This window comes from Paenibacillus sp. DS2015, from assembly GCF_050433705.1.
Taxonomy (GTDB): Bacteria; Bacillota; Bacilli; order Paenibacillales; family Paenibacillaceae; genus Paenibacillus_AQ.
The window spans coordinates 1-15,289 of sequence record NZ_JBNPWS010000021.1 but is presented as its reverse complement, the minus strand read 5'-3'; the positions used below and the strand labels follow the sequence as shown (position 1 = coordinate 15,289).

Annotated in this window: 17 protein-coding genes and 1 pseudogene; 4 read left to right on the top strand and 14 right to left on the bottom strand. The window is 41.9% G+C overall.

The features are described 5' to 3' along the window. Window positions 1-160: 160 nt before the first annotated feature. Both J2T13_RS17270 and J2T13_RS17265 read left to right on the top strand, forming a co-directional pair. Entirely contained in the window at window positions 161-421 is a 261-nt protein-coding gene (locus J2T13_RS17270; RefSeq protein WP_429373472.1) for a DUF2164 domain-containing protein, read from the top strand. Between the two features lie 33 nt (window positions 422-454). Then, window positions 455-1,003 (top strand): GNAT family N-acetyltransferase, encoded by a 549-nt coding sequence (locus J2T13_RS17265; RefSeq protein WP_429373470.1) that lies wholly within the window; start codon window positions 455-457, stop codon window positions 1,001-1,003. Between the two features lie 4 nt (window positions 1,004-1,007). Here J2T13_RS17265 and J2T13_RS17260 read toward each other — a convergent pair whose 3' ends face one another. From J2T13_RS17260 to J2T13_RS17240, 5 genes are all read right to left on the bottom strand, one after another. Further along, window positions 1,008-1,655: an MOSC domain-containing protein gene (locus J2T13_RS17260; RefSeq protein WP_429373468.1), complete on the bottom strand. Its 648-nt coding sequence runs from the start codon at window positions 1,653-1,655 to the stop codon at window positions 1,008-1,010. Between the two features lie 85 nt (window positions 1,656-1,740). Continuing rightward, a complete protein-coding gene (locus tag J2T13_RS17255; protein ID WP_429373467.1) occupies window positions 1,741-2,235 on the bottom strand; it encodes an N-acetyltransferase family protein in 495 nt (164 codons plus the stop codon). Continuing rightward, window positions 2,232-2,408, bottom strand: coding sequence for a hypothetical protein (locus J2T13_RS17250; RefSeq protein ID WP_429373465.1), 177 nt, complete (start codon window positions 2,406-2,408; stop codon window positions 2,232-2,234). The genes J2T13_RS17255 and J2T13_RS17250 overlap by 4 nt, the downstream gene beginning before the upstream one ends. Before the next feature lie 239 nt (window positions 2,409-2,647). Beyond that, window positions 2,648-2,782 carry a hypothetical protein gene (locus J2T13_RS17245; RefSeq protein WP_429373463.1) on the bottom strand — a complete coding sequence of 45 codons (135 nt, stop codon included), beginning with the start codon at window positions 2,780-2,782 and terminating at the stop codon, window positions 2,648-2,650. A gap of 142 nt (window positions 2,783-2,924) precedes the next feature. Beyond that, window positions 2,925-3,758, bottom strand: a complete 834-nt coding sequence (locus J2T13_RS17240; protein WP_429373462.1) for a formate/nitrite transporter family protein — start codon at window positions 3,756-3,758, stop codon at window positions 2,925-2,927. Window positions 3,759-3,998: 240 nt separating this feature from the next. Between J2T13_RS17240 and J2T13_RS17235 the strand changes: the two genes are divergently transcribed. Then, a complete protein-coding gene (locus tag J2T13_RS17235; RefSeq protein ID WP_429373461.1) occupies window positions 3,999-4,559 on the top strand; it encodes a DUF1697 domain-containing protein in 561 nt (186 codons plus the stop codon). A 227-nt stretch (window positions 4,560-4,786) separates the two neighbouring features. Here J2T13_RS17235 and J2T13_RS17230 read toward each other — a convergent pair whose 3' ends face one another. Next, window positions 4,787-6,280: a DHA2 family efflux MFS transporter permease subunit gene (locus J2T13_RS17230; RefSeq protein ID WP_429373460.1), complete on the bottom strand. Its 1,494-nt coding sequence runs from the start codon at window positions 6,278-6,280 to the stop codon at window positions 4,787-4,789. Between the two features lie 161 nt (window positions 6,281-6,441). Here J2T13_RS17230 and J2T13_RS17225 point away from each other — a divergent pair, with 161 nt between their 5' ends. Next, entirely contained in the window at window positions 6,442-7,341 is a 900-nt protein-coding gene (locus J2T13_RS17225; protein WP_429373459.1) for a TetR/AcrR family transcriptional regulator, read from the top strand. 93 nt (window positions 7,342-7,434) lie between these two features. On the opposite strand, the gene J2T13_RS17220 is transcribed toward J2T13_RS17225, so the two are convergent. The 8 genes and pseudogenes from J2T13_RS17220 to J2T13_RS17185 all read right to left on the bottom strand — a co-directional run. Then, window positions 7,435-8,802, bottom strand: coding sequence for an FAD-dependent oxidoreductase (locus J2T13_RS17220; protein WP_429373457.1), 1,368 nt, complete (start codon window positions 8,800-8,802; stop codon window positions 7,435-7,437). Window positions 8,803-9,197: 395 nt separating this feature from the next. Further along, window positions 9,198-9,749, bottom strand: a complete 552-nt coding sequence (locus J2T13_RS17215; protein ID WP_429373455.1) for a hypothetical protein — start codon at window positions 9,747-9,749, stop codon at window positions 9,198-9,200. 76 nt (window positions 9,750-9,825) lie between these two features. Next, window positions 9,826-11,457 (bottom strand): formate--tetrahydrofolate ligase, encoded by a 1,632-nt coding sequence (locus J2T13_RS17210; RefSeq protein ID WP_429373453.1) that lies wholly within the window; start codon window positions 11,455-11,457, stop codon window positions 9,826-9,828. Window positions 11,458-11,804: 347 nt separating this feature from the next. Continuing rightward, window positions 11,805-12,380, bottom strand: coding sequence for a GNAT family N-acetyltransferase (locus J2T13_RS17205; RefSeq protein WP_429373451.1), 576 nt, complete (start codon window positions 12,378-12,380; stop codon window positions 11,805-11,807). Window positions 12,381-12,689: 309 nt separating this feature from the next. Then, window positions 12,690-13,166 carry a glutathione peroxidase gene (locus J2T13_RS17200; RefSeq protein ID WP_429373449.1) on the bottom strand — a complete coding sequence of 159 codons (477 nt, stop codon included), beginning with the start codon at window positions 13,164-13,166 and terminating at the stop codon, window positions 12,690-12,692. A 96-nt stretch (window positions 13,167-13,262) separates the two neighbouring features. Continuing rightward, window positions 13,263-14,288 carry an LLM class flavin-dependent oxidoreductase gene (locus J2T13_RS17195; RefSeq protein WP_429373447.1) on the bottom strand — a complete coding sequence of 342 codons (1,026 nt, stop codon included), beginning with the start codon at window positions 14,286-14,288 and terminating at the stop codon, window positions 13,263-13,265. 227 nt (window positions 14,289-14,515) lie between these two features. Then, complete coding sequence (locus J2T13_RS17190) at window positions 14,516-14,860, bottom strand: DUF3243 domain-containing protein (protein WP_429373445.1); 345 nt, start codon at window positions 14,858-14,860, stop codon at window positions 14,516-14,518. A 195-nt stretch (window positions 14,861-15,055) separates the two neighbouring features. Next, window positions 15,056-15,289, bottom strand: a pseudogene (locus J2T13_RS17185) (hypothetical protein); the annotation flags it as partial.

Here is a 15,289-nt window from a genome sequence, read left to right as displayed (position 1 = left end):
TCCTTATATTATCTGTCTATTCCTGTACTAAAACTCTTCATATAAATATACCCGTAATGCGTCGATAGTTCAATAAGCCTCACCTCTACCCTTTTGACGGGGGATTTGTTATGAGGTAGCATGAATAGGGACGATGTAAATTTTAGGAGGTACTCTGTATATGAAAACGATGAAACTTTCAAAAGATCAACGAGATCAGGTCATTCTACTTATTCAACAATATTTCGAAAAAGAGCGTGGAGAGATTATTGGTGATCTCGCCGCTGATAGTGTGATGGACTTCTTCATGTCGCATATGGCACCCATTGTCTATAATCAAGCACTTAGTGATTCTAGACACCTCGTTAGACAGCAAATGACCTCGCTAGAGGATGATTTATATTCCCTCGAACAAAATGTGAAACAGACTCGCTCAAGGTAACTCTATTAAGAATGGAAAGAAGGGCTGCATGGCATGTTTACTTATGTTTTAGATGAACAGACTGAACTAAAACCACTAGCACACCAGCACGCAAAACAGTTATTTGATCTAACGAATCGTTCACGTGACAAACTACGAGAGTGGCTTCCATGGGTTGATTCCATTACGGAAGTTAACCATACACTCAACTTTATTAAGAATGCCGTTAAGCAAGGAGCCGAGAATGGTGGTATTAGTGCCGGTATTTGGACACGTGGTGAGCTTGCAGGTATTATTGGCTTCCATGAGATTGATTGGCGCAATCGTTCCGTTAGTATCGGTTACTGGCTGGGCAAAGGTTATGAAGGGCAAGGTCTCATGAGTAGTGCCTGCAGAACTTTCATAGACTATGCATTTATGGAGATGCATCTCAACCGAGTCGAAATTCGTTGTGCTACAGGAAATCATCCTAGCCGCGCTATACCTGAACGTCTTGGATTTGTACTGGAAGGTATTGTACGTGAAGCTGAGCAGCTAGCCCAAGGCCACGTTAATCATGCCATCTATGGCATGATCCTAAGTGAGTGGAGACAAGTAAGATAATTCGTTACATATGAAGCCAGCCTTGAAATCTTTGTCTTAGGTCTAAGGCCAATACATCTAGTTCGGCAGCTTTCTTTAATTGTTCAACCTGCTCGGCATCTCGGCCATGGGTCATTAAATGTAACACTTCAGCTATCGTAAGTTGTGCTGGATGCGACTCAAGCTTCTTTAAGGTAGACGCTACCGATAGATAACCCTCTTGCAGTACACGCAAGTAGAACCCACTGTAACCCGTCTCAATGACCCGGGCTGGAAGGTTTGTTACTCCGTGCTTCTGGGACAGCTTAAAGCAAGGATACCTTGGTTGGCTGACCTGAAGCACCACTTCCCCCACTTGATAAATATCCCCAATGTACACTTCAGTTTCAAGCAATCCCATGACCGTTAAATTCTCACCGAAAGCAGAATAGTCTAATTTCCTATCCAGCTCCTTTTCCCAATGGGAATAATGCTCATAAGGATATGCACACACGGCCTTATCAAGGCCACCATGATGCACAAGATCGGCTTGTCCATCCCCCGTCATTTGTTCCGAACCAACAAATACTCTACCTTCCACTTGTTCTTTATATATTCCGGTCTGTAATGATTTACCCTTATATTCAACAGTAACTGGCTTCCCAACGTTTACAGAAACGATTTGTAAATTCACTATTGTATGATGCTCCTTCACTAAATTTAGGATTAAGATAGATCTATTCTTAAGAGAAAGAAATCAGATACCCTAACAAACTAGTCTATAAATAGAATCCCATTAAAATATCATCCACATAGTTCCCATTCACATAGAACTCATTCATAAGTCGTCCTTCTCTCACAAAACCAAGCTTCTCATAGAATTTCAATGCGTTAGGATTCGTAGAAAGCACACGTAAGCTCAACTTTGTCTTGCCTTCACTAGCTGCCCATTCCTTCACCGCTTCGATCAATCTTGTTCCAATTCCTTCATGCTGATAACGAGGATGTACAGCGATGTTAATCTCATACACATGACGATTGCTCTGTAGTAACGTTGGATACCGAAATCCTACATAGCCGCAGATTTCATCCTCGATGACCGCAACAAGCTGTAATCCAGGCTGACAGTGACGTAGAAAGTCTTCACGTGAGGTCCAATTTAGAGGTTCAGGAGCATTATAATCCTGCCATACAATGGCATCTAGATCCATCATTTGCTGCGCATCCTTCATTTCGGATAAACGGATAGCTATCGTACGTTGTTTGAATTTCATACCCACCACCCCTTTCTAAACAAATCTACAACACCTATCTTTTTGATATAGCTATTACGCCTAACCATTTTCCCTACTATTCCACCTAATGATGGAATAAGAATAACGAGTCCCGCATCTGCCATATTATGTCCTAGTTCTTGGAACACAAACATCGTAATCAGTAGCCCCACGAGCGAACTGCCCGAAGAATAATCAACCTTGTGGCTTAAACACTATTATTTCTATAAGGGTGCGTTTGTAACATTCTCTTCAGATGTCATTTCCCAGATGTCTCAAATCTATATTACCTTTGAAAAATAGACCTCTTCACCATTCCTGCCTCTTCATATGTACGTCTATCATAAAACGGCTCCCACAATTCTGCAAAGAAAACTCTAACAAGATTGAAGGGTGTTTCGATTTTATATGATTAGGGTAAAAAATAACTAGCAGAATAGGGATTATTATTTCTATTATATCCCATGAATTTCATCATAAATTCGCCCTGTTCAAGTTTCGTTCCCCCGAACTCGAACAGGGCGAATTTTTTTGATTTGTAATTCAAAAAAGGCCCCCTCGTAAGGAAGACCTATCGATGATGATACTGTGATACTTTGATGCTGTATGGTTACGATGTACTTTGATGTTCGATTGCTGTTCGATTGCTGTCTTAGCGATGTCCTACCGCTGTTCACAGCCCTAGTCTATCAAGCATGCTTCTGCTTATTATCTTTCGCTTGCACATGACTAGGTAATGTTCCGTGGGCGGCACTTGGTTCGCGTAAATAAGACATCCAATAGGCGGCGGCAACAAAGACGACACCCCCGGTCAGATTACCAAGCCATACAGGAACGAAATTCACCAGGTACTCTCCCCATGAATAATATCCTTCAAAAATGGCTGCCGGGATAAGGAACATATTCGCCACGACGTGCTGGAATCCAATAGCCACGAAAGCCATTGTCGGAAACCAGATCCCCATAATTTTGCCGCTCATATTATCTGCACCATATGATAGCCACACAGCCAAAGCTACTAACCAGTTACAACCAATACCTGAAACGAAAGCCTGTACGAAACTAACATCTAATTTATGGCCTGCCATATCAACTACCTTATCTAAATATACGCCACTCCCTGTGAGGCCTACGATGTGTCCGAAGAAATAGGCGATAAATAACGCACCCACAAAGTTACTTAACGTAATCAGAATGAGATTCTTCAGAACGGCAGCGAATGAGATCTTCTTAGCCATCCACGCAAGGGGTACAGCCATCATATTACCCGTTAACAGTTCACCACCAGCCAAAAGTACGAGTATTAAACCTACTGGGAAGATAGAAGCTCCAATAAAATTAGCGATAGTTTCCCATTCCTTAGGCGCTCCCGCAATAACACGGATATCTAATAAAAAGCCAAGTGCGATAAAAGCACCACCTAAGAAACCAAGTATAAGTACCGTTAATAATGGATTATGTGCTTTCTTTGTCCCTGTTTCTACCGTTAGTTCAGCTATTTGCTGCGGTTTGTAATAGGCCATGTGTATGATCTCCTTTGATCCAATTAATACTTCAAATCTTGTGTATTTAATTCTATTGTAACGCAATTGATTTGATAAGAAACGTTACATATATCACAATATAATATTAAACGTGAATTATTTCACATCATATGAATTGTTTCACATCACATGAATGATTATAATCACAGTATGCCATGCCGATGTACTATAATCACCATTCAGGCTAAAATAATAAACCAATAGAGGGAAGTGCTTGAGATGACGGTCTATATTGCGCTGTTACGAGGGATTAATGTGGGTGGAAAGAATAAGATTAAGATGGCCGAATTGAAGCGTACATTCGAAGCGATGGGTCTGAGCCGAGTTCAGACATATATTCAAAGCGGAAATGTTCTATTTGAATCGAATGAAGAGGTCGAGCCGCTACGAAAGCGAATTGAACATGAAATCAAGGCTGTCTTTGGTTTCTCGATCATTGTTATTATTAGAACGGCCGAGGAGTTAAAGAGAATTTCAGAGAATTGCCTATTCTCAGAAGAAGAAGTTTCCGAAGCGGAGGCCTCATCTGTAGGAGAGAGTCTCTACGTTTCCCTATTGCTTGAAGAACCTTCACAAGAACAGATTGAACGACTGAACACTTCCAGAAGTAAAGATGATGATTATAGACTAGAAGGCCGTGAGATCCACCTTTTATTCCGTCATAGTATACGCAATTCTAAACTTGTCAATAACATTCAGAAGTTGGCCGTACCTTCGACCATACGTAACTGGGAAACGATAAGAAAGCTCGTCACACTAGCCAGTGCAATGGAAGTTTAGGGCTTAGGGAGAAATGGAGTCAGTTCTAATTGATTGGCAAGAAGCAGATTTCGAATATAATTTAAACGCTGTTCCACGCAATGGATCCGGATTTGATAGCATTTATTGGTGGCTCAGAATTTTTCAAAATAATGTTGACTCTTGACACACAAAAGGATGTCCTACAGCCATTTCATGGCCAGTGGGACATCCTTTTGTGTAATAATCTTCATTTTCTCTAATTTAAATTAATGTGAAATCATCGTCTTTACATCAGGCATTTCTTCACCTTCTGCAAGTTCATCGCCTGGTTTCATCCGTGGTTTGCGCAAGATTACGCTTAACAATAGTCCGGCAACCGCAATACAAGCTGTCAAGAAGAAGGTATCACCGAAGGCAGATGCTATACTTGGTAGAGGGTTTTCAGGTGTAGATGAAGTCGTCGTATAACTCACTATTTTGGAAGTTAGATATCCAGTCAGTCCAGCGATAGCAAATGATGTGACAACTTGTTGTGTAGCTGCTGTTAAAGGAGTTACACGGTTTACAAGTCTACGTGGAGCTGCGTTCAATACATGGGTATTTAGTGGCATCATCGTTAGACCCATTCCTGCTCCCATAAGAATAAGTGGAAGTACGACCATAAATATCGCCGTATCTACGGTTATCTGAGAAAGCATGAATAAGCCTACAGATATTATTGTCATACCCACCAGAGCAAGTGGTCGAGCACCCCACTTATCGAACAGTTTCCCTCCAATAGGCATAAAGACCATCGAAGCTAGGGCCTGAGCCAGTGTCGTATAACCACTTTCTAGCGCAGTAAAACCTCTTACATTTTGTAAATATAGCGGGATCATCAGAATGGCACCAAACATAGCGATCTGAAATATCCAAGACAAGATCACACCGCGTGTGAAGTCAGAGGATCCAAAAACACGAAGCTCTAACAAAGGTTCTTTCTGTTTAAGCTCTACAATGATAAAGAGGATGAGCGCAACGCCACCAACAATCAATCCAACTCTCGCATTTATAGATGTCCAATCTGCTGCTCCCTCACTCACACCATAGGCTAACATGGCAAATGCGATGGGTGCGAGAATCATTCCGAGAATATCCAAGGAAGGAACCTTCTTGTTCTCAAATTTAGGAAGGAACTTAATACCTACAATAACAGCAGCGATACCGATGGGTACGTTAATAAGGAAAATCCAATGCCATGAGGCAACTTCGATCAGCCAACCTGATAGAATAGGTCCAGCAGCAGGAGCAAGTAGCATGGGAATACCTAGCATCCCCATAACCGCCCCTCTCTTCTCAGGTGGAGCAAGTCTGAAGACCATGGCCATCCCGATCGGAGCAACCATACCACCGCCAAGTCCTTGGATAATTCTGAATATAATAAGTTGATCTGCGGTCTGAGCCAGTGAACAAAGCACAGATCCAAGCGTGAATAAAGTAATCGTGATCAGGAATATCCGTTTAGCTCCGTACTTATCTGTCATCCATCCTGCCAACGGGATAACGGCCGATAAAGCTAGCGTATATCCAGTAATGGTCCACTGAATCGATTTCAAGGTGGTTCCGAAATATTCTTCTAAGTTCGGTATAGCCACATTGATAACGGTACTGTCCAGGATGACCATAATCATTCCTAGGATAACCGCCATAAGAGGGGCAATAATCGCCTTGATGGAGAATTCTGTATTGACTGGTGCAGTTGTTGCATTTGGGATAGACATTCAGTTATTTCTCTCCTATTCTTCTTTCTATCTTGACCAACAATGAAATAATTCGTACTATTGACCATATAGTTTTAAATAAAACCAGTTAGTCATATAAGATAAACTAATTCTACTTATTTTTTAACTAAAGTCAATATATTCTTGAAAAGAGGGAGAAAGTGAGTGTAACCAAAAGAAAAATCCTAGATTCAGCAATGCGGTTTTTTTTAGACCGGGGATATCTTGCCACATCCATACAGAACATTGCCGATGACTGCGGCGTGGCAAAAGGTTCTGTATATAACTTTTTTAGTTCTAAGGAAGATTTACTCATCGAAGTTCTGATGTTGCAACAGGGGAGAATGACTGAACAAATTCAAAATATACGTGAAGATCAAACGCTCTCTTTAAGAGAAGTCTTTATTCGCGAAACGGAATGTCAGATTGAGTTCTTTTTGAACAATAATTTCATTATGCAGGAGTTGAAGAAGTTAACGGTGCCTGATGGAAAAATTGCACCCTTCTTATTACGTCTAAGGGCGAATCTACTGAAATACAATAGGGAGAGTCTCATACGCGTATTTGGAGAGGAAATCGAACCCCATATTTGGGACCTCGTGATTATTTATAATGGCATTGTCCGGGAGTTTATATTCCTATCGATTTTTGAGAGTAAATCGCTGAATACTCAGGAAATGGCCGTATTTATTGTTCAATCCATAGAGGATATGGCGTCTAATATGCAAGTCAAAGATAGACCACCGCTATTACAAGATTCAGATATGACAGAATATCTGCAATGTGCGCTACAAGGAGAATCCATATCTGATATTACACGAATATTCGAACTCATTCAGCGCCTAATATCGACGATTAAAGAGCTCTCTATAACGAACTCTGAGAAGAAGGAGCTCCAGGAAGCCACCCTCCTCATTCAAGAAGAACTAAAGTGTGAGCATCCCAAGTTAATATTGATCCGAGCACTGATCTCCTTTTTGGAAAAAGAGCATGGGCTTAAAGATATCCTCAGACAATTGGAGAAGCTTGTGGTAAATAACCTTCAGTGTCCATATCATTAAATGAAATTCAAATGTTGAATAAGCATAACAAAAACAACCCTTGGCATATCCGCCAAGGGTTGTTCTAATTGATTACACAAGGTATCTATAGGATTATACGGTAGCCATTTCCTTCTTGGTATGAGCTACAGGTGGCAAAGCTTGTAGTCCCGCTGTATTCAGGAAGTTCCAAGGCTTGTTGTAGTGTGGTTGGAAGAAAAAGTCGATGAATCCTAGTTCATCCACAGTCATACGATTCTGGATACATACAGAAATGGTATTGATCGACTGCGTCAAGTCCACTTCAGACATTAACTGTGCTCCTACAATACGACGAGTAGATTTCTCGAAGACAACCTTCAGGGTCACACTGTCGAATGTAGGCATAAACTCAGGGCGATAATGATCCGTCATAGTAACCGTCTCTACATCCAGACCTTCATCTTTTGCTGCTAATTCTGTCATTCCTGTAGCCGCAATATTGTTCTCATATATTTTGATACCTGATGTTCCTTGCGTACCTAAATATCTAGTTGTAGGATTTACCAAGTTACGCGCCACTAATGTTCCCATACGAACGGCATTGGTTGCCAAAGGAATGTATGCATGCTTACCTGTTGGGTTGTAATGGATCGCACAGCTATCACCAGCTGCAAAGACATCCTTCTTGCTCGTCTCCATGTAGCTATCTACAATAATGGCTCCATTAGGCAGCATATCTACTTGCCCTTTGAGTAATTCTGTATTCGGACGGAAGCCAATGCAGAGAATAACCAAATCTGCTTCATGCTCACCCTTGGTTGTAATCACCTTAGTTACTTTACCATCGACGCCTTCAAATGAAGTCACCGTCTCTCCAAGTGCTAACTTAATCCCTTTATCCGTAAAGGACTGTTGAATAGGTTCTGTAAACTCTGGATCCAAATATTTATTCAGAATACGATCTACACTATCAATTAAAGTGACTTCTTTACCATTCATCTGAAAAGCTTCAACGAGCTCCACCCCAATATAACCTCCGCCTACCACGGTGATGCGCTTCGCATGTTGTGCTTTTTCAATAATCGTGTTGGAGTGGTTATAGTTCTTCGAAAGTAGAATATTGTCTAATTTGATTCCTTCAATATTCGGAATAATCGGCCATGATCCTGTTGTAACGATCAATTTATCATACGTGTCATCAAATTGTTCACCTGTCACAAGGCTACGTACGGTTAGTTTCTTATTGTCTGTATCAATTGACGTTACTTCATGACGCATCTTGGTATTGACACCTAGATCAGCCAATTGCTCTGGCGAAGAATAGAAAAGTCCTTGTGGATCTTTCACTACACCCCCAACATATAACGCAATACCACAAGATAAGAATGAAATATTATCATTACGTTCGTACACTGTAATTTGAGCTTCTGGATACAATTTGGCTGTGTTTACGATAGCTGCTGTTCCGGCGTGGGTACATCCTATTACGACTACTTTCATGATTTCTTCCTCCTCCAAATGGTCATTCTATTTATAATTCATTGTATTGTGAATTGTTTCACCTGATGTCCCTTATTATAGTGTGATATATTTCACATTGCAATAGACATTGATAAAGTTTTCACAATGTTCACAATTACGTAACTCCTTTAACCGTGCTGGATTCCAGGATTTAGAAGGAATTACTCTTGATCACATATGAAAATGAGTGAGGAATGTCATATCTAATATTTGGCAGATCACGATTTTAAATTCACCTATTTACTATGCCTAGCAGCCCTCATTTATATTCAAAAAGGGCTATCTGAAGAGGGTACATTCCCCACAGATAGCCCTTCTCATATCAACATCGTATCTTGTATAACAACTTAATAAATCCATCCTAACTTCACTAGCTACGGAGTTGTTATTTCTTGCTCTAATGGTTTTATTGTAAATTCTTCCGGATTACTCAGGATGTAATCTTTAATGAAATATTTATTTCGTTCATACGTATCTGTGATCTCAGTTGTTCCTGACATTATGGAGAAACGATTGGTGTCCTCATCATGAATGATACCCGAGAAAATGAGATAGCCATCCATAGAGATATATTGCATGCCTTTATTCAACTTCACTTTTTTCAAATTAGAAGATAACTGATTATCATCTTTTACCGTAAATCGTTCGCTCTTCGTTTCTTCATATATGATGAAGCCATTCGCTTCACCTGAATCCTGGTACTGGTAGGAGTAGAGATAGACCCTGTACTTTCCAACGATCTTATGATCACGTATTTCTATATCAGACACCTCGTTACGTCCATCTGCACTTGCTATGATCCGTCTTTCGATATCACTAGGAATATCTTGTTCACTATATGTTGAAGATCCGCGATAAAAGACAAGAATTAAGACTCCTACCAGGATGGCGATAGCTCCAATAATCGTTCTTAATTTACGATCCATAAGTTCCTCCATGAGTTAAGATTATATTAAGGATGATTATAACCTTAAACATTATGGAAAAAAAGTGAAATAATACTCAGATCAATCCGTTAATGACACCTTGTTCATCCAACGCGATATGCTCCGCAGCAGGTGACTTAGGAAGACCTGGCATCGTCACAATATTCCCTGTGTGTACAACTATAAACCCTGCGCCAGCGGAGATGGAAATGTCTTTAACATGGATCGTAAAACCTTCCGGTGCACCCAACAACCGCGGCTGATCCGAGAAAGAATAGGGCGTCTTCGCCATACATACGGGTAAGCTTTCGTATCCAAGTCGAATAATCTCTGCAAGTCCACGCTTGGCAGCTGGGGAGTAAGACACCCCTTCTCCGCGATAAATCTCCCTTACAACTTTCTCAATCTTCGCAGGAATATCTAATTCACCCTCATAGAGCGGTGCAAAAGTAGTCGTCTGATCATGTAGAAGCTCAACTAGACTCTCAGCAAGCTTCCGACCGCCCACACTGCCCTCTGCCCACACATTTGAGACTTCTACTCGAGCCCCAAGCTGCTGACAACGCTCTTTCACAAATTCTATTTCCTGAGAGGTATCTTCAACATAGTGATTAATCGCAACCAACACTGGAACTCCGAATTTATGAAGGTTCTCAATATGTCTCTCCATATTGGATAACCCTGACTTAAGAGCTTCATCGTTGGCCATGCCTAGATCTTGCTTCGCTACTCCACCGTTATACTTAAGCGCCTTTACGGTTACAACAAGTACGGCAGCAGCAGGAGCCAATGAAGCTTGACGACATTTGATATCGAAGAACTTCTCTGCACCTAAATCCGCACCAAAACCTGCTTCTGTCACGACTATGTTGGCTAATTTCAGAGAAAGTTTCGTTCCAATCACACTACTACATCCATGGGCAATATTAGCGAAGGGTCCACCATGCACCACGACTGGCGTTCCTTCTATCGTCTGCACGAGATTGGGCTTGATGGCTTCCTTAAGTAGAACAACCATAGCTTCCACCGCGCCCAACTGAGATGCTATTACAGCCTCTCCTTCTTCGTTATAACCAATTAGCATCCTACTGAGTCTATTCCTTAAATCCGTCAAGTTCTCACTGAGACAGAGCACAGCCATAACCTCAGAAGCCGTTGTAATCATGAAGCCTGTCTCACGCGTGACACCATTGCCGTCTCCAAGACCTGCGACGATCTTCCGTAGACTTCGATCATTCATATCCATAACTCGCTTCCATACGATACGCTCTGAATTCAGCCGTAGTATATTCCCTTGAAATATATGGTTATCAATCATCGCTGACAGTAAATTATGAGCCGAGGTAATCGCATGGATGTCTCCTGTGAAATGAAGATTAATATCATCCGCTGGAACAATTTGCGCTTTACCACTTCCCGTTGCTCCACCCTTCATGCCAAAACATGGACCTAAAGAAGGCTCTCTAAGTGCTGCGATGGTGGGTTCTCCTATTGCATTCAATGCTTGCGCAAGTCCAATTGTAGTTAGCGTCTTTCCTTCACCCGTAGGGGTAGGATTCATCGCTGTCACTAATACTAACTTACCATCGGGTCGATCCTTTACTTCTTCCCAAAGAGATGGGTTCAATTTACATTTAAATTTCCCGTACAACTCTAAATGTTCCTCCGCAATACCGAAGGATTGAGCAACTTCAACAATAGGTTTCATTCTAGTAAGTAACCTCCAATAGTTCTATCTATGTTATCTCTACATGCGAATAATCCTATTGTACCTGAATACAGTGCAGAATAACTATGAAATGAATCGTTGTAAGTACCCGAAATGATACGATTCTTTTTCTACAGAACGTCTACGAATGCAACGCGAAAGGAACATTACTTCTAGCGTGGGTCGTTTCTTAATCAAAATACACACCAAATAAACCTTTCCTTAGCAAAATGGTGGTGAACAGCCCAACCATTTATAAGAAAAGGTTTGATCATCAAATCTTATTCAAAATAGATTGTGTATTTGCCCATGGATCTGTTGAAAAATATCTCCAGTGGATACTCCCATCAGTCTATAAGTTGCATCCGATATTCATCCTCCAATAAGCTCATCATGATGGAATCGTGATAGGCATGATTATAATAGAGTGCATCTCGCTGTACGCCTTCACGGACGAAGCCCAGCTTCTCGTATACATGCAAAGCACGACCATTGTAGCTGAATACATTCAATTCAATCCGATGGAGATTGAGAATACCAAAACCGTAATCAAGCAGCAGTCGCAAAGCCTCTGACCCATAGCCCTTGCCCTGATGCTCATCTCCATTGATTGCAATTCGAATGTTAGCACTACGATTGTTACGATCGATGTCCTGAAACGCAATGTCACCAATGTGCTCATTGGTGTCTCGCACGGCAATCCAGAGTAGAATAGAGGAAGAGTCTCCCCCCTTACTCTCGAGATAAGCTGTAACTTGTGAGAGTGTAAATATAGCCTGTGTACCCGTTAGTCTACGGACATCAGGCTGATATAGTATTTTATAATAATTTGCGGCATCTTCTACTTCGACAGGGCGCAAGTAGACAAGGTTTCCCTCCAAGAAGCGGATGTATCCTTCCGCGAAGTCTGTTGTTGGGTTCATAGAATTGTATCCTCCCAATTACTTTTCCTAATTATAACAAATCAAGGTACGCTCCGCTTTTAAATCTATAACTTCTTTGCCGAGAACCAACAATCAAGACAGGGGTCACCAGCCAAAGGGAGCTTATCTGGCAGTTATTATCTCGATACAGCCTCGACTAAGACAAATAAAAGCCCGCAACCGTTGAATTATTCACGATTGCGGGCAAGAGCCTGTAATAACAAAAAGTCTTTACTCAATACCTACTCAAAATAGGATATACGCCATTCAGTAGGCTTTATATGTGATTCACTATAAACTTATATAAGATTACAACAGGTTCTCAATCAGACTTGTCATAGACTCCGGGGATTCCTTAGGTTCAAAACGTTTAGTAACTTCACCGTCACGGTTCACTACAAATTTAGTGAAATTCCATGCGATTGAGCTGTCTTCGCCTACTCCTGGTTGTTGCTCTCTCAAATATTTAAATAAGGGATCTGCGCCTTCACCATTGACTTCAACTTTACTAAAGACAGGGAAGGTTACACCGAAGTTCACCTTACAAAAAGATTCAGCCTCTTCACTTGAACCCGGTTCTTGAGCACCAAATTGGTTACACGGAAAGCCGAGAATTTCTAAGCCTTGATCCTTATACTTCTCATATAGCTTCTCAAGTTCCCCATACTGTGGTGTTAACCCACATTGACTAGCTGTGTTCGCGATAATTAACACTTTACCTTTGTATTGATCTAATGGAACTTCATGATTAGCCGGTGTCGTTGCTTTGAAATTATATACTGACATCTATTTACCCTCGCTCTCGTGATATGATATTCCTCATACTTCCATCTAATCATTACCTAAAACCGATCTGAATGCAAATATTGGGTATGATCACACTTATATGATACCGTCCTCTACCTTGGGGAGATCAAAAGCCTCAGCAAGCAAACGGAATGACTTTAGCTTATCCTCGAAACGGTGCATAATACTGGCAACCATCACTTCTTGCGTATTGTAATCCTCACAGATCTGCAATATCTGCTCTTTCACTTGTGCTTGTGACCCAATGACTATCCGTTTCCGGTTCTCTTGGACACGGAATTGTTCATAGGGTGTGTAAGGATAATTCCGTGCCTTCTCTATGGAGGGTGTTCCTGTGGAAGCCCCCCCTTTCTCTGATAAAACCAAAGATAGGTCCATACTCGAAGCCAGTTCGTTCGCCTCTTCCTCCGTATCCGCACAAATAGCAAAGATCGCTACTAAGGATTGAGGGGTATTGAATACCCTAGAAGGTTGAAACTGTTGTTGGTAACTTCGCATATAATCACTACCACCCTGGCCATTAATAAATTGCGCAAAGGCAAATCCCGCTCCACGCTCCGCTGCAAGTACAGCACTATCACCACTTGAACCTAGCAACCACATTTCTGGAACGGTATCCACCATTGGAGTTGCCTTTAGACCCGCAAAACGATGGTCATCACTTAAATTATTATTCAGATAAGCAATTAGATCATCCAACTGATCGGGATAGCGATCGACTCCCCGTATTTTGCCTTCCTGAAGAGCTTTAGTCGCAAGCGGCATCCCACCTGGTGCTCGACCTAAACCCAGATCAATTCGGCCAGGATAGAGACCCTCAAGTAAGCGAAAATTCTCAGCGACTTTATAGGAGCTATAATGCGGTAACATCACCCCTCCCGATCCTACCCGGAGTGTAGACGTTCTAGCGGCTAAATGTGAGATCAGCACCTCAGGACTTGATCCTGCCAGACTCATGGCAAAATGATGCTCGGATACCCAGAAACGGTGATACCCTAACTTTTCTGCCTCTTGAGCCATGATAGCGGTCTGTGCAAGTGCCTCTACTGGATGGCTTCCCTCCGAGATCGTCGATTGATCAAGCATGCTAAGCTTTATCATAAGTCGTCAAGACCTTTCTTATTTAGAGTGGCTCTCAAATTATACCATGGGCCATCCTTTTTCTACAAAATAGCATCCCTCTGGGTTTGCAGGTTAGCTCGATGATCCACTTGCATGTATGCAGATCTATTTATACTCAAAAAATCCCCCTCCAGAGGTACGGGAGAAGGATGGATCTCTGCGCTTAAACTAACTAGCTACCTATAGGGAAAAAGACATCCCCTTACTTATTGCGATACTCGAGCCAACTTAACTAACATATGAGATAGCTTATGTCGCTCTTCTTGTGTACCTACCTTCCATAACTCCTGCAAAAGCTTCTCTTCACGGTTACGGGGTGCTTCATTCTCAGATAAATATCCAGCAATCTTCTCTGCAGTACGCGCCAACTGCTCCTCATTAAGACCAATGGACTCTGCTAAACGTAGTCTTTTATTCAAATAGCTCTGAAACTCTTCAAAGTCAGCTAGGATACCATTCATACGACTCTCACTGATTCGGTCCATTGTGTCCTCTACTTTGTTCAATTCCAAATCACCGTCTTTGGTTACTACATGTTTATTTTCTGACATCGTAAGATCTCCTTCCACTTCACTATTGTTCTTCTACCTAACCCTGCTTTTATAAACTGAATCAGCCTTGATTATTAGATTCTAACCATCAAATACAACAGACCTTGGGTATGTTGTATTATCATGAGCAGCTTGAACGTAATCTATGCAAAAAAAAGAGAGAGGCTCACGCCCCTCTCTAATCCGAAAAATACTCTACTTGCTCCGCGAACGACCTTTGCCGCCAGCATAACCACCACGTGAGTTACCTCCGCCAAAGGTACTTCCTGCGCGGCCACTTCCTCCGCGCGCTTCGCCACCACGGCTACTTCCTCCGCGTGCTGCTTCGCCACCGCGGCTACTTCCTCCGCGTGCTGCTTCGCCACCACGGCTACTTCCTCCGCGTGCTGCTTCGCCACCACGGCTACTTCCTCCGCGTGCTGCTTCGCC

Coding starts and splice junctions, on each gene's coding strand:
- J2T13_RS17220 (WP_429373457.1), bottom strand. CDS start 8,802: ATGAAAGTAGTCGTAATAGGATGTACCCACGCCGGAACAGCAGCTATC.
- J2T13_RS17240 (WP_429373462.1), bottom strand. CDS start 3,758: ATGGCCTATTACAAACCGCAGCAAATAGCTGAACTAACGGTAGAAACA.
- J2T13_RS17230 (WP_429373460.1), bottom strand. CDS start 6,280: ATGTCTATCCCAAATGCAACAACTGCACCAGTCAATACAGAATTCTCC.
- J2T13_RS17200 (WP_429373449.1), bottom strand. CDS start 13,166: ATGTCAGTATATAATTTCAAAGCAACGACACCGGCTAATCATGAAGTT.
- J2T13_RS17235 (WP_429373461.1), top strand. CDS start 3,999: ATGACGGTCTATATTGCGCTGTTACGAGGGATTAATGTGGGTGGAAAG.
- J2T13_RS17215 (WP_429373455.1), bottom strand. CDS start 9,749: ATGGATCGTAAATTAAGAACGATTATTGGAGCTATCGCCATCCTGGTA.
- J2T13_RS17265 (WP_429373470.1), top strand. CDS start 455: ATGTTTACTTATGTTTTAGATGAACAGACTGAACTAAAACCACTAGCA.
- J2T13_RS17205 (WP_429373451.1), bottom strand. CDS start 12,380: ATGAACCCAACAACAGACTTCGCGGAAGGATACATCCGCTTCTTGGAG.
- J2T13_RS17210 (WP_429373453.1), bottom strand. CDS start 11,457: ATGAAACCTATTGTTGAAGTTGCTCAATCCTTCGGTATTGCGGAGGAA.
- J2T13_RS17270 (WP_429373472.1), top strand. CDS start 161: ATGAAAACGATGAAACTTTCAAAAGATCAACGAGATCAGGTCATTCTA.
- J2T13_RS17195 (WP_429373447.1), bottom strand. CDS start 14,288: ATGATAAAGCTTAGCATGCTTGATCAATCGACGATCTCGGAGGGAAGC.
- J2T13_RS17190 (WP_429373445.1), bottom strand. CDS start 14,860: ATGTCAGAAAATAAACATGTAGTAACCAAAGACGGTGATTTGGAATTG.
- J2T13_RS17255 (WP_429373467.1), bottom strand. CDS start 2,235: ATGAAATTCAAACAACGTACGATAGCTATCCGTTTATCCGAAATGAAG.